This is a genomic window from Pseudomonas sp. PDNC002 (assembly GCF_016919445.1).
Classification (GTDB): Bacteria; Pseudomonadota; Gammaproteobacteria; order Pseudomonadales; family Pseudomonadaceae; genus Pseudomonas.
Genome location: NZ_CP070356.1, coordinates 1,391,830 through 1,405,359, shown reverse-complemented (window position 1 = coordinate 1,405,359; position 13,530 = coordinate 1,391,830). Strand labels below are relative to the sequence as shown.

Annotated in this window: 11 protein-coding genes; 6 read left to right on the top strand and 5 right to left on the bottom strand. The window is 66.2% G+C overall.

Annotation, left to right across the window (positions count from 1 at the left end; all coding sequences use genetic code 11):
- Positions 1-46 precede the first annotated feature (46 nt).
- The 6 genes from JVX91_RS06435 (at position 47) to JVX91_RS06410 (ending at position 7,768) form a co-directional block, all read left to right on the top strand.
- A complete protein-coding gene (locus JVX91_RS06435; protein WP_205338516.1) occupies positions 47-1,168 on the top strand; it encodes a PAS domain-containing protein in 1,122 nt (373 codons plus the stop codon).
- A 10-nt stretch (positions 1,169-1,178) separates the two neighbouring features.
- Entirely contained in the window at positions 1,179-2,615 is a 1,437-nt protein-coding gene (locus JVX91_RS06430; protein ID WP_205338515.1) for a sigma 54-interacting transcriptional regulator, read from the top strand.
- A 919-nt stretch (positions 2,616-3,534) separates the two neighbouring features.
- Positions 3,535-4,134, top strand: coding sequence for a dimethylamine monooxygenase subunit DmmA family protein (locus JVX91_RS06425; RefSeq protein WP_205338514.1), 600 nt, complete (start codon positions 3,535-3,537; stop codon positions 4,132-4,134).
- Entirely contained in the window at positions 4,131-5,099 is a 969-nt protein-coding gene (locus JVX91_RS06420; protein ID WP_205338513.1) for a PDR/VanB family oxidoreductase, read from the top strand. The genes JVX91_RS06425 and JVX91_RS06420 overlap by 4 nt, the downstream gene beginning before the upstream one ends.
- Positions 5,100-5,113: 14 nt before the next feature.
- Complete coding sequence (locus JVX91_RS06415; RefSeq protein ID WP_205338512.1) at positions 5,114-6,130, top strand: DUF3445 domain-containing protein; 1,017 nt, start codon at positions 5,114-5,116, stop codon at positions 6,128-6,130.
- 108 nt (positions 6,131-6,238) lie between these two features.
- Positions 6,239-7,768, top strand: coding sequence for an amino acid permease (locus JVX91_RS06410; protein WP_205338511.1), 1,530 nt, complete (start codon positions 6,239-6,241; stop codon positions 7,766-7,768).
- Positions 7,769-8,160: 392 nt separating this feature from the next.
- On the opposite strand, the gene JVX91_RS06405 is transcribed toward JVX91_RS06410, so the two are convergent.
- From JVX91_RS06405 to JVX91_RS06385, 5 genes are all read right to left on the bottom strand, one after another.
- Entirely contained in the window at positions 8,161-9,090 is a 930-nt protein-coding gene (locus JVX91_RS06405) for an AEC family transporter (protein ID WP_205338510.1), read from the bottom strand.
- Positions 9,091-9,177: 87 nt separating this feature from the next.
- On the bottom strand, positions 9,178-9,858 hold the full coding sequence (locus JVX91_RS06400) for an SDR family NAD(P)-dependent oxidoreductase (protein ID WP_205338509.1): 681 nt from the start codon (positions 9,856-9,858) through the stop codon (positions 9,178-9,180).
- A gap of 317 nt (positions 9,859-10,175) precedes the next feature.
- Positions 10,176-11,126: an adenosine deaminase gene (locus JVX91_RS06395; protein ID WP_205338508.1), complete on the bottom strand. Its 951-nt coding sequence runs from the start codon at positions 11,124-11,126 to the stop codon at positions 10,176-10,178.
- Positions 11,127-11,230: 104 nt separating this feature from the next.
- A complete protein-coding gene (locus tag JVX91_RS06390) occupies positions 11,231-12,193 on the bottom strand; it encodes a 2-oxoglutarate and iron-dependent oxygenase domain-containing protein (RefSeq protein WP_205338507.1) in 963 nt (320 codons plus the stop codon).
- Positions 12,194-12,361: 168 nt separating this feature from the next.
- Entirely contained in the window at positions 12,362-13,447 is a 1,086-nt protein-coding gene (locus JVX91_RS06385) for a BMP family ABC transporter substrate-binding protein (protein WP_205338506.1), read from the bottom strand.
- Positions 13,448-13,530 lie beyond the last annotated feature (83 nt).

The window sequence follows — 13,530 nt, the reverse complement described above, 5'->3', positions numbered from 1 at the left end:
CCGCCGTGTTGGGAATTTGCATTGGAGATCTGCCTTGGAGGGAGAAATGGACCCGCTAAAACTGCTGCTGGACAGAGGCCTGTTGCTGTCCGACAGCCTGACGTCCCAGGGACGCTTCATCGAGGTTTCCGCCGAGCAGACCGACCAGCTCGGCTATGCGCCGGGTTCGCTGGACGGCCAGGGCGCCGAGCTGATCTACACCGCCGACTCGCTGAACGCGCTGATGCAGCTGTTCGCCAACCCGCCGGCCGATGAGCGCGTGCAGGACCTGGAGCTGACCCTGATTCGCCACAACGGCGGCCTGCTGCCGGTGCTTGCCAGCGGCGTGCTGCAATGGCGCGACGGCGAGCCGGCGCGCCTGTATCTGGTGAAGATGCCGCTGGGGCCGGTCAGCCGCCGGCTGGGCGAGCTGCAAAGCGCCAATGAAGTGATGAGCCAGATGCTCTTCAGCGCGCGGGTGGCCTACTGGTGCATCGAGTTCGCCGAGTCGGTGGATGTGCGCGAGACGCCGGACGAAATCGTCCGCCAGGTGTTCGAAAACCGCTCCTACTGGCGCATGTGCAACCGCGCCATGGCCAACATTTATGAGATGCCCGCCGACGTCGATTTCAGCGAACAGCCGGTGCGCCTGTACTGGCCGCGCAGCCCAGCCAACGAAGAGTTCGTGCGGCGCCTGATCGAGGCGGAATTCCACGTCGATGGCGCGCTGTCGGTGGACCGCCGTCACGACGGCTCGCCGGCCTACGTGGAGAACGACGTGCGCGCCAGCATCCACAACGGCCGCCTGCTGCGCATGTGGGGCAGCCTGCGCGACGTCAGCCAGGAGCTGCGCATGCAGCACGACGCCGAGCAGCGTATCGAAGCGCTGCGCCGGGTGTTCGATGCGGTGCCCGACGCGGTACTGGTGATCGACGAAGCGGCCCAGCCGCAATGGCGCAACGCGGCCTTCGAGCAGACCTTCGGCATCACCCGCGCCGCCGGCCTGGCTTCGACCCTGAACCGCATGCCGCTGCCCGAGCGCACCTGGCAGGTGCTCGACCTGCCGGACCAGTTCGGCAACTACCAGTCCTTCAACAGCCACTGCTCGCGCATCCTCATCCGCGAGGGCGTGGCCTGGCGCGTCTTCGTGCTGCGCCTGGCGAACAAGGCGACGGAGCTACATCCATGAGCAAAGAAGCATGAGCGAAGAAGGCTTCTTCGCGCCGCTGCGGATGGGCATGCGCTCCTCGGTCAGCGCGTCCGGGGAGATGCTCTCCGCGCTGCTGGAAACCCCGGCGCTGCACGCCCTGCTGGACAGCTTCAGCGAGGCGCTGATCGTCTGCGACGGTGACTCGCGGGTGCGCTTCATCAACCTCGCGGCGGAACGGGTCAACCGCGTCACCCGCGTCGATGTGCTGGGCCTGCCCGACGTGGACTTCTTCCAGCGCTCGGCGCTGCAGTTCGACGATTTCCAGCAGGCTCTGCGCCGTGGCGGCAAGAGTGCACTGACCCGCTCGCGCGATGGCCGGGTGTTCCTCACCCGCGCCCAGGCCGTGCCCACTGGCGCCTACGAGAAGCCCTACAGCCTGCTGATCCAGCGCGAATACGAGCCGGGCACCGCCGGCAGCCTGCGCAGCCCCTCCGGGCGCGCCTCGACCACCGACCTGCAAGGCCTGGGCGACCCGCAGGACAATGCGCTGCACATGTCGCCGCTGCTGTCCTCCATCGCCGACATGGGCGTGCGCGCGTTCCGTCGCCGTGCGCGCCTGCTGCTGCTCGGCGAACCCGGCGTAGGCAAGACCGCCATTGCCCGGCACATCCACCGCGCCGCCGGCTGGGGCGACCGGCCCTTCATCGATGTGAACTGCGCGAGCATCCCGGAGACGCTGTTCGAGTCCGAGATGTTCGGCTACGAGCGCGGCGCTTTCACTGGCGCGCTGCAATCGGGCAAGCGCGGCTACATCGAGAGCGCATCGGGCGGGACGCTGTTCCTCGACGAGATCGGCGAGATCCCGCTGCAGGTGCAGGCAAAGCTGCTCAAGTTCCTGGAAGACGGCACCATCCAGCCAGTGGGTTCGCCGCTGTCCAAGCAAGTGCAGGTGCAGGTGATCGCCGCCACCAACAAGGACCTGCGCGCCCAGGTCGCGGCCGGCGAATTCCGCGCCGATCTCTACTACCGCCTGGCCGTGCTGCCGGTGGAAATCCCGCCGCTGCGCGCCCACCGCGACGACCTGCCGGTGCTGATGGACATCCTCCTGGCGCGGATCAACCGTGATCGCCAGCCGCCGCTGCGGTTGTCCTCGGCATGCCGCGAACGCCTGCTGGGCTATGACTACCCCGGCAACATCCGTGAGCTGGTGAACATCTTCGAACGCCTGGCGGTACTGGCCGACGATGTCGCCGATGAACTGCACCTACCGCCGGAGCTGCTCGGCGCACCGCCGGCCGGCAGCCCAATCGCCGCCGCCGAACCGGTCGCGGCCATCGACGACCAGCCACTCAAGGCCCAGGTGCAGCGCTACGAGCGCCAGGTCATCCTGCGCGCGGTGCGCCTGTGCGGCAGCAAGCGCAAGGCGGCGATCCACCTGGGCATCGACGTCGGCACCTTGATCCGCAAGCTGCAGCGCGACGATTGAGCGCCGCCTGACATAGCGCACCTTGCCCCAAAGCCCCTCACCCTAACCCTCTCCCAGAGGGAGAGGGGACTAATCGGCGTGAGCTTCACCCTACGAGTTCATCGACTGACTCTCTGCTTTCAGCACGCTCCAGACGGCCCCTCTCCCCCTGACATAGCGCACCTTGTCCCAAAGCCCCTCACCCTAACCCTCTCCCAGAGAGAGGGGACTAATCGGCGTGAGCTTCACCCTACGAGCTCACCGGCTGACTCCCTGCTTTCAGCGCGCTCCAGACGGCCCCCTCTCCCTCTGACATAGCGCACCTTGTCCCAAAGCCCCTCACCCTAACCCTCTCCCGGAGGGAGAGGGGACTATTCGGCGTGAGCTTCACCCTACGAGTTCACCGACTGACTCCCTGCTTTCAGCACGCTCCAGACGGCCCCCTCTCCCCCTGACATAGCACACCTTGTCCCAAAGCCCCTCGCCCTAACCCTCTCCCGAAGGGAGAGGGGACTAATCGGCGTGAGCTTCACCCTACGAGTTCACCGGCTGACTCCCTGCTTTCAGCGCGCTCCAGACGGCCCCCTCTCCCCCTGGGAGAGGGCTGGGGTGAGGGCAGCCGCAGGCACCGAGGTACGGCGAGGTTCGCGAGCAAGCTCGCTCCTACAAATGTTATTTCCTCACCACCCGACCGCACCGCTTACCCACGCCCGGCAGAAGTCCCCTGCGACAATCCACCGCTGCATCCCTGCCTACAGCCGTTGTCATTTCTGCTTACACCTCTGATTTCGTAATTTTACTTTTTCTTTAAATTTCAATTACTTAACTATTTGGCACAGCCTGTGCTCTGTGTATCTCCGACCCGTGACCGTGCGCGGGTCCTCGAATCGCGCTGGCGCTCCTCAACGAGAGCGCCGGCAGTTCTGGAGGCACAAGAATAATGCTCATCACAGGTATCAAGAGCCGGCCGGTCTACGACCAGTTGCGTCCGCTCGCCGGTGGCAACCACCACATCATCGCCGGCCAGGGCAGTGGCGGCGGCGCCATGCTCCGTCTGCTCGCCGAGATGCCGCGCAGCGCGCCGATCCGCGTGCTGTATTCCCGCGAATCCTTCTCCGGGCAGGATCACCTCGCCGCGTTGCGCGACCTCACCGACGTGGAGTTGACGATCTACCCGAGCAACCGCGCGCTGGTCGACGACCTGCACGCCCTGCTCGGCCAGTCACGCATGGGTACCCGCCTGTATCTGGCCGGCTCGGAGAGCTTCATCGGCACCGCCATGCAGGCCGCCGACGCAATCAACCTGAACAAGGACGAAGTGCTGCGCGAACACGCCGGCTCCTTCGTCCGTCGCGTCTGGTGCGTGCATTGCGACGGCTACACCGAGAACGTTACCCAACGCGTCTTCGACTGCCCGCATTGCGCCCGCACCCTGGTGGTCCGCGACCACTACTCCCGCCGCCTCGCTGCCTTCCAGGCGGTGAAGGCCGACGCCGAAGTCCCCGGCGAGCTGCCGGAAGCCGAGGAGCTCGACACATGAGCCAGTCCAACGGAACCCTGAATGTCCGTGTCACCCGCATCGAGCAGGTGACTCCGGAGATCAAGCGCTTCACCCTGGCTTCCACCGACGGCGCGCACCTGACGCCGTTCTCCGGCGGCAGCAACGTCGTGGTGCTGATGCCCCACGCCAGCGGCACCTACCGCAACGCCTACTCGCTGATGAGCTCGCCCTACGACGCCAGCGCCTACCAGATCGCCGTGCGCCGCGTGGAAGAAGGCCGTGGCGGTTCGAAGCACATGCATGACGTGGTAAAGGAAGGCGACGAGCTGGAAATCCTCCGCCCGGTGAACCTGTTCCCGCTGAGCAAGCATGCGCGCCTGCACCTGTTCATTGCCGGCGGCGTGGGCATCACGCCGGTGTGCTCGCAGCTGGCCGAACTGCGCCTGCGCGGCACGCCCTTCGAAGTGCATCTGGCCGTGCGCGGCGACGCCCACGCACGCCTGGGTGAAGAGCTGCTGCGCGAATACGGCGATGCCGTGCACCTGTACCGTGACGACCGCGGCGAGCGCCTGGACATCAGCGCCGTGCTGGCCGACCGGCCACTGGGCAGCGACGTCTACGTCTGTGGCCCCGAGGGCATGATCCAGGGCACGATCGACGCCGCCCGCGCCCACGGCTGGACCGACAGCCACATCCACTACGAACGCTTCCTCGAACAGGGCAGTGTCGGCGAGGCGTTCCAGGTCACCCTGGCACGCAGTGGCGCAACGATCGATGTGTCGCCCGACCAGAGCCTGCTGGAAGCCGCCGAGGCCGCCGGCCACGACATCCCGTACCTGTGCCGCGGCGGCGCCTGCGGCATGTGCGAGACCAACGTCCTCGAACTGGACGGCGAGATCCTCCACACCGACGACTGGCTGTCCGACGAGGACAAGGCCGCCAACAAGAAAATCATGCCCTGCGTGTCGCGTGCCAAGTGCTCGCGGCTGGTCATCGACTGCTGAGCCGGAGAACGAACATGACCATCCAATTCCGCCCCGACGAAACCTACCGCGACGACTACACCTACGCGAACAGCCAGGCCTGTATCGACCGCGCGCCCTGGCCCTTCCCGGACGACGAGTACATGTACTCGATGAACCTGGAGCCGCACGTCTCGGTGGGCACCGATGCCTTCCGCGCGGTGTTCGACATCGACGAGCACTACATCAGCGAGTGCCGCGACCGTGCGATCACCCTGGAGAAGGACCCGGGCATGCACTACGTCTCCGCGCCGCACATGATGGAGGCGCAGTGGGACCTGCTCGAACTGATCATGGAGTCCTACGCCAAGGACTACCCGGAGTACTTCTCCCTGGAGAAGGACGGCACCCGCTGGCACTGGACCAACAAGCTGCTGAACATCGACGACACCTTCACCTTCGGTGATCCGTCGACCCTGCCCTACGAGCCGATGGAGTACGTCACCCGCCAGGCCCAGGGCGACTGGGTATTGCAGGAAGAGCGTGACGGCACCCTGTACTGGGGCGCGGGCATCGCCACCCAGCGCGCCGACTATTCGCTGCGCTTCAACCTCGGCATGGCCTGGCACGAGTTCCACGGCCCGGTGCCGCTGGTGAAGGAAACCGGCATGCTCGATCGCGCGCTGAAGTTCCTCCTGCGCCTGCGCAACGGCCACCCGGTGCGCCGCCTGAACTGGTCGCTGACGGTCAACCCGCGCCTGGACGTCTCCGCCGAGTCCCTGCCCGAGTGGGCGCCGGACCGCACCACGGTGACCGCCGAGAACGCCGGGAAAAAGGTCTACTTGCGCATCGAACTCCAACCGCTGCACCGTCTGCCGCGCAGCAACGCCATCGTGTTCCCGATCCGCACCTACCTGCTGAGCCTGGAAGACATCGCCACCAACCCGGCGTGGGCCAAGCGCATGCACCGCGTGCTCAAGTCCCTCAACCAGGAACTGGTCGACTACAAGGGCTTCACCCGCTACCACCCGCAAGCGGTGGAGTGGCTCTCGCAGTACGACGACGGCCAGTGATCGTCGCTTCGCACACATAAAAACCAACCCGAAAAGGGAACCGGCGGGCGTCGTGAGGCCCGCCGGACGATTGCCTTCTGCCCATCAACCCCCTGAGAGGAAACAACGATGAGTGGGTCCCCTGCCAAGCGTGCCGCTGGCGTTACCGATCAAGACGCCGAGCAGCTCGCTGCCCTCGGCTACAGCTCCAACTTCGAACGCAGCATGGGCCTGTGGGAGAACTTCTCCCTGGGCTTCACCTACCTGTCGCCGGTCGTCGGCGTCTACACCCTGTTCGGCCTGTGCCTGGCCGCTGGTGGTCCGCCGATGTTCTGGACCTACCTGCTGATCGGCCTGGGCCAGCTGCTGGTGTGCCTGGTGTTCTGCGAAGTGGTCTCGCAATTCCCCATCTCCGGGGGCGTCTACCCCTGGGCCCGTCGCCTGGTGGGCAAACGCTGGGCGTGGATGGTCGGCTGGGTGTATGCCTGGGCGCTGTGTACCTCCATCGCCGGCATCGCGGTGGGCGCCAGTCCGTACATGGCCGCCATGCTCGGCTTCGAGATGCACGGCAACGCCGCCATCGGCATCGCCCTGGGCCTGATCGCCCTGTCCACCGTGCTCAACCTGTCCGGCACCAAGCTGCTCGCCCGCGTCGCCATGTTCGGCTTCATCTGCGAGCTGGGCGGTGCGCTGCTGGTGGGCGGCTACCTGCTGATCTTCGAGCGCCACAACGACTTCAGCGTGTTGTTCAACACCTTCGACATCAAGGTCGATGGCAGCTACTGGCCGGCCTTCCTCGCCGCATCGCTGGCCGGTCTGTTCCAGTACTACGGCTTCGAAGCCTGCGGTGACGTCGCCGAGGAAACCCCGAACCCCGGCAAGATGATCCCCAAGACCATGCGCATGACCATCTACATCGGTGGTGCGGCGGCGATGTTCGCCTGCCTGGCGCTGATCCTCTCGGTGCCGGATATCCAGCGCGTGATCAACGGCGAAGACACCGACCCGGTGACCACCATACTTGCCAATGCCTTCGGTCCGGTAGGCTCGAAGCTGGTGATGGCGGTGGTGATGGTGTCGTTCGTGTCCTGCGTGCTGAGCCTGCAGGCCGCCGCCAGCCGCCTGCTGTTCGCCTATGCCCGCGACGAGATGATCGTCGGCAGCAAGGCCCTGTCGAAGCTCAACAGCAACCACGTACCGGCCGTTGCGCTGATGGTGGCGGGTGTGATGCCGGCAGCCATCGTCTGCCTGGGCCTGTTCATGGCCGACGCCGTGGCCACCATCGTCGGCTTCGCCGCGATCGGCATCTACATCGCGTTCCAGCTGATCGTCGTCGCCGCACTGATCGCCCGCGCCAAGGGCTGGGCACCGGGCGGCCAGTTCACCCTGGGCAAGTGGGGCGTGCCGGTGAATGTGGCGGCGCTGCTCTATGGCGTGGCGGCGATCACCAATATGGTCTGGCCGCGCACCCCGGACGCGCCCTGGTACATGAACTACTCGATGATCCTCACCACGGTGATCGTGCTCGGCGCCGGCCTGCTCTACATGCTGCTGGCCAAGCCCTACGACAAGGGCACTGCGCCAGCGGGCGACGCCCACCGGATTTCCCGCCGCCAACCATCCGTGCGCGCTGCGGGCGCGCTGACCGAACCGGCTTGATCGCAACGTTGACGCAATTCGGGCCATACGCCTGAGGGGCTGCGTCTGGAGCGCCACCTATTCCCGGTGACGCTCCCCTGCGTTTGCGCGACGGACCGCCTTCTCCCGAGGGTTGGTCCGTTTTTTTTATGGTGGCCCGTTCCCACGGGAAGTGTCGGCGCTCGGGTCGGCCCTCACCCTAGCCCTCTCCCTGAGGGAGAGGGGACCGTTTGGAGCAGGAGGAAGTCAGCCGGCCCCGAGAGTTAACTCTCCCTGCGGAAGATCGGTCATTCAACACAGGAGAAAGTCCCGGTATCAGCCGGCACGGACAGCCCCCTCTCCCTGAGGGAGAGGGCTGGGGTGAGGGGGAAGCACGGCACGGGTTTAGCCGAAAGAATTCACGGCTCGTACTGCTATCGCGCGATCCACAGCAGGCACAGCGACAGGGTCACCAGCGAGCCGAGGGTGGACAGCAGAATGCTCCGCGACACCACCGCCGCCTCGCGCTGGTAGTACTCGGCGAGCATGAACGGCCCGGTGCCGGTAGGCAGCGCACTGAGCAGCAGCGCCGAATCGGCCCACAGCGGCGGCAGGTCGAAGACCTTGTAGGCGAGGAAACCGGTAAGCAGCGGCTGGCCGATCAGCTTGATCGCTACCAGCGGCCAGGCGCCGACCTGCTCGCCCTCCTGGCGCTGGGCCAGGAACAGGCCCAGGGACACCAGCGCGCACGGCGTGGTGGCGGCAGCCAGCAGGTCGAGGAAGTGCAGCAGCGGCGCCGGCAGGCCGATGCCGGTCACCGCCCACAGCCCGCCGATGATCGGCGACACCACCAGCGGGTTCTTGCCCAGCGCCTTGGTCACCACCCACACGGCGCGGCCGATGTGTTTCTCGGTCTGCAGACCGACCTCAATGAAGACTACCGAGATGGCGAACAGCACGCAGACCACCAGCAAGGAAGCGATCAACGCCGGCTCCAGGCCGTCCTGGCCAAACACCAGCAGGCACAACGGGATGCCCATGTAACCGGTGTTGGCATAGGAAGCGCTGAGCCCGTCGATGCTCGCCGCCGGCAATGGGCGGCCCTGCATCAGGCGCCAGATCAACGTGGCGAAAAACACCAGCAGGCACCCGCCGGTGAAGGCTGCGAGGAAGCCCGGCTGCCAGATTTCTGCCCAGGTCGCGGTGGCGGTGACCTTGAACAGCAGTGCCGGCAGGCACAGCCAGACCACCAACTTGTTCACCTCCGACGCCGCCTGCGGGCCGAGGCGGTTGCTGCGCCGGCACAGCCAGCCCACCAGGATCAGCGCGAAGATCGGCAGGACGACGGACAGGACGTGGAACATGGCGACGCAACCAGGCAGTGGAACGGCCGGTGAGCATAGGGGCGAAGGCCACCACCGTCCAATACGTCCTCGGTCGAATACCGCGAGTCAGACGCGCCCAGTAACCGGGATACACGCGCCGGTAATCGCCGCCGCGTTGTCCGAGGCAAGGAACAGCAAGGTCGCCGCCAACTGCTCCGGACGCACCCAGCGGTCGAACTCGGCCTCGGGCATGTCGGCGCGGTTCTGCGGGGTATCGATGATGCTCGGCATCAGCGCATTGACGGTAATCCGCGCATCCTTCAGCTCTTCCGCCAGAGCCTCGGTGAGGCGCATGACGCCGGCCTTGGACGCGGCATAGGCACCCATCCCCAGCGCCGCACGGGTGGCGGCGGCCGCCGCGATGTTGAGGATGCGCCCGCGGCCACGCGCCTTCAGATGCGCCAGCGCGGCCTGGCTGGACACCACAGCGGTGCGCAGGTTGATGCGGTACATCAGGTCCCAGGTGTCGACGTCGCCGTCGGCCAGGGTTTCCCAGTGGAAGCCGCCGGCCACGTTGATCAGCGCATCCAGCGCGCCGAAGTGCTGGTTGACCTGATCCAGCGCGGCGCGGGCGGCGGTCGGGTCGGTGAGATCGACGCTGCCAACGGACAGTGCCCCGGCTTGTGGATAACGCGGACTGACGGCGCGGTCCAGCAGAGCGACCTGCCAGCCGGCATCGGCGAACGCCTGCCCGACCACGCTGCCCAGGTGCCCGAAACCACCGGTGATGGCGACGATTCTGTTCATGTCGTGCTTCCTCGCGAAGAAGTGGGAGGCGCACTTATAGGGTTAGCAGTCCCGGCGTGAAAGGTCGCGGGCGTCAGATGGGGGGACGGGCATTCCGGGAGGAGGGCGGTGCTGGGCGCTACCCTCACCCTCTCCCAAAGGGAGAGGGGACGGATCGGCGCGACGGGTGACTCTTGTGCCCGATGCGATATCCGCCGAGCGACGTATACGGATCACGGCGGCATCTTCGGCTGGTAGAGGACGGCCCCCTCTCCCTATGAGCGGGGCGCGTAGCCAGCGCTGGGGTGAGGGGAAAGGCCCGCTGCGGAGCCAAACCCTTACCTCACCAACCGCGCATCCAGGCTGTTCTGCGCCAGCCGCTTGGCCTGGTCCTGGGTCATGCCCAGGTGCTCGTGCAGGGCCTGGAAGTTCTCGGTGACGTAGCCGCCGAAGTAGGCCGGGTCGTCCGAGTTCACCGTCACCTTCACGCCGCGCTCGAGCATGTCGAGGATGTTGTGCTCGCGCATGTGGTCGAACACGCAGAGCTTGGTGTTGGACAGCGGGCAGACGGTCAGCGGGATCTGCTCGTCGATGATGCGCTGCATCAGCCGCTCGTCCTCGATGGCACGCACGCCGTGGTCGATACGCTCGATCTTGAGCAGGTCCAGCGCTTCCCAGATGTACTCCGGCGGGCCTTCCTCGCCGGCGTGGGCGACGGTCAGGAAGCCTTCGCTGCGGGCGCGGTCGAACACGCGCTGGAACTTGCTCGGCGGGTGGCCGACTTCGGAGCTGTCCAGGCCGACGGCGATGAAGGCATCGCGGAACGGCATGGCCTGGTCGAGGGTCTTGAACGCCTCTTCCTCGGACAGGTGGCGCAGGAAGCTGAGGATCAGGCCGTGGCTGATGCCCAGTTGCTTCTCGCCATCCTTGAGCGCGCCCTGGATGCCGCGCAACACGACTTCAAAGGGAATGCCACGGTCGGTGTGGGTCTGCGGGTCGAAGAAGGGCTCGACGTGGATGACGTTCTGCGCCTTGCACTTCTGCAGGTAGGCCCAGGTCAGGTCGTAGAAGTCCTGCTCGGTGCGCAGCACGTCGGCGCCGGCGTAGTAGAGGTCGAGGAATTCCTGGAGGTTGTTGAACGCATAGGCCTTGCGCAGGCTCTCGACGTCGCCCCAGGGCAGGGCGACCTTGTTGCGCTCGGCCAGGGCGAAGAGCAGCTCGGGCTCCAGGGAGCCTTCGAGGTGCAGGTGCAGTTCGGCCTTGGGCAGGGCATTGAGCCAGTCGTACATGGTGAGATCTCGTTATCAGGCAATCGCGGGAATTATCGCATGGCTCGGGCGGCGTGCAGGGACTCGTGCCGATGGAGTGCGCGGGTTCCCAACCCGCCGACTGCCTACGCCACCTCCTCGCGCCGGTAGGCATAGGTCGCCGCGAAGCGCGCCGTCAGCCAGTCGCCACAGGTAGTCGGCGGGTACTTCGGCGGATTGCCTTCGTCGAAGCAGCCTGGCAGGCACTCGATGGTGGTGTCCATGTGCGGCTCGGCGAAGAACGGCATGGAGTAGCGGTCCACGCCCTCCGGACTGATGACCCGGTGCGGGGTGGAGCGGTACCGGTCGTTGCTCCAGCGCGCCATCATGTCGCCGATGTTGACCACGAAGGTGCCGGCAATCGGCGGCGCGTCGATCCACTGGCCCTGGCGGTTCTGCACCTGCAGGCCGCCGGCGTCGTCCTGATAGAGCAGGGTCACGCAGCCGTAGTCGGTGTGCGCGCCGGCGCCGGGTTGGTCGCTGCTCTGGCGGGCGGCGGCCGGCGGGTAGTGGATCATGCGGAACACGCTGACCGGCTGGACGAAGCGCCGGTCGAAGAAGTCGCGGTCGATGCCCAGGGCAATGGCCAGGGCGCGCAGCACGGTCTTGGCCAGTTCCTGCATGTCCGCGTAATGCGCTTCCAGCAACGCCTCCCAGCCCGGCTGGTCGGGGTGGCGGTTGGGGCCGTAGAACGACTTGCCGGCCAGCACGTCGGGATGCTCAGGCGGCAGGTTCAGGGCCATGTCGAAGGTTTCCTTGAAATCGCTGGGCAGCGCAGGATCGAGCTGCTCGGTGGCGATTGCCCCGTAGCCCCGATGGTTGGGGCTCTGGGTGATATCGATCTTCAGCTTCTCTTCGGCCGGCTGGGCGAAGAAGACCTTGGCCGCGTGCAGCAGCGCGTCGAAACGCGCGGCCGACAGCGGATGGCCCTTGATGTAGAAGAACCCCCACTCGCGGCAGGCGCTGTCTATCTGCCGGGCCACCTCGGGCCAGGCGGCTTCGTCGCGGCCGTAGAGCGGGGCGATGTCGATGATGGGTAAGCGGTCCATGGGCGTTCTCGCTGGCTCCGGGCGGGAGCGACTGTCTTCGATTGGATGTTCGCGCCAGCCCCGGCCTTCTTCCGCAACGACAAGGGGCAGGCGGTGCCGGCTGGCAACTGGGGTCATTCTGCGCCGATCAGTCCCTCTTCCCCCTGGAAGAGGGACCGTGGCGCAGGTTTACTTGGGCAGGTCGGCCTTGATGCCGTCGACGTAATAGTCCATCGAGGCCAGGTCGGCGTTGGTCGCCTTCACGCCGGCGGCGAAGCGCTCCTTGCCGCTCTGGTCCTTGATCGGGCCGGTGAAAGGGTGGAACGCACCGCTCTTGATGTCGGCGATGATCTTGCTCGCTTCCGCCTGCACGTCGGCGGGTAGCACGTCCTTGTTGAGCGGCAGGACGATGGTCTCCTCGGCCAGCCCGCCCCAGAAGTCCTGCGGCTTCCAGGTGCCGTCCATGACCGCCTGGGTCGACTTGATGTAGTGCGGGCCCCAGTCGTTGACGATGGAAGTCAGCACGGTCTTCGGTCCGAAGTGCTGCATGTCCGAGGCGTAGCCCACGGCGTACACACCCCGGCGCTCGGCGGCCTGGATCGGCGCCGGGCTGTCGGTGTGCTGGAACAGCACGTCGACGCCCTGGTCGATCAGCGCGTTGGCCGCGTCGGCCTCCTTGCCCGGATCGAACCAGGTGTTCACCCACATCACTTTCAGTTCGGCCTGCGGGTCGTATTTGTTCAGCGCCAACTGGATGGCATTGATGTCGCGGATCACCTCCGGGATGGGGAAGGAGGCGATGTAGCCAATCTTGTGGGTCTTGGTCATCTTCGACGCGAGGTAGCCGCCAACGTAGCGGCCCTCATAGGAACGCGACAGGTAGGTGCCGAGGTTCTTGTCCTGCTTGTAGCCAGTGGCGTGCTCGAAGGTGACCTTGGGGAACTGTCGGGCTACCTTGGCGGTGGGATTCATGAAGCCGAAGGACGTGGTGAACACCAGGTCGTAACCGTCCTTGGCCATGTTGCGGATGACGCGCTCGGCGTCGGCGCCCTCGGCGACGTTTTCGACGAAGCTGGTCTTCACCTTGTCGCCGAAGTGCTCCACCAGTTCGCGGCGGCCCATCTCGTGCTGGTAGGTCCAGCCATGGTCGCCCACCGGGCCGACATAGACGAAGCCGACCTTCAGCGGGTCGGCGGCGCTGGCGCCGAGACTGGCGCCAAGGCCCATGGCCAGGACGAGGCCACGCAGCAGGGTGTTCAGGGTCTTGTTGTTCATTGACGCTCCTGTCGATGCAGTGCTGTGCGAGTGACGGAGCGCGCGGCGCTCCGGGCCCGACGGCCAATGCAATTACCTGACCA

Coding starts and splice junctions, on each gene's coding strand:
- JVX91_RS06400 (WP_205338509.1), bottom strand. CDS start 9,858: ATGAACAGAATCGTCGCCATCACCGGTGGTTTCGGGCACCTGGGCAGC.
- JVX91_RS06415 (WP_205338512.1), top strand. CDS start 5,114: ATGACCATCCAATTCCGCCCCGACGAAACCTACCGCGACGACTACACC.
- JVX91_RS06395 (WP_205338508.1), bottom strand. CDS start 11,126: ATGTACGACTGGCTCAATGCCCTGCCCAAGGCCGAACTGCACCTGCAC.
- JVX91_RS06390 (WP_205338507.1), bottom strand. CDS start 12,193: ATGGACCGCTTACCCATCATCGACATCGCCCCGCTCTACGGCCGCGAC.
- JVX91_RS06420 (WP_205338513.1), top strand. CDS start 4,131: ATGAGCCAGTCCAACGGAACCCTGAATGTCCGTGTCACCCGCATCGAG.
- JVX91_RS06425 (WP_205338514.1), top strand. CDS start 3,535: ATGCTCATCACAGGTATCAAGAGCCGGCCGGTCTACGACCAGTTGCGT.
- JVX91_RS06430 (WP_205338515.1), top strand. CDS start 1,179: ATGAGCGAAGAAGGCTTCTTCGCGCCGCTGCGGATGGGCATGCGCTCC.
- JVX91_RS06405 (WP_205338510.1), bottom strand. CDS start 9,090: ATGTTCCACGTCCTGTCCGTCGTCCTGCCGATCTTCGCGCTGATCCTG.
- JVX91_RS06435 (WP_205338516.1), top strand. CDS start 47: ATGGACCCGCTAAAACTGCTGCTGGACAGAGGCCTGTTGCTGTCCGAC.
- JVX91_RS06410 (WP_205338511.1), top strand. CDS start 6,239: ATGAGTGGGTCCCCTGCCAAGCGTGCCGCTGGCGTTACCGATCAAGAC.
- JVX91_RS06385 (WP_205338506.1), bottom strand. CDS start 13,447: ATGAACAACAAGACCCTGAACACCCTGCTGCGTGGCCTCGTCCTGGCC.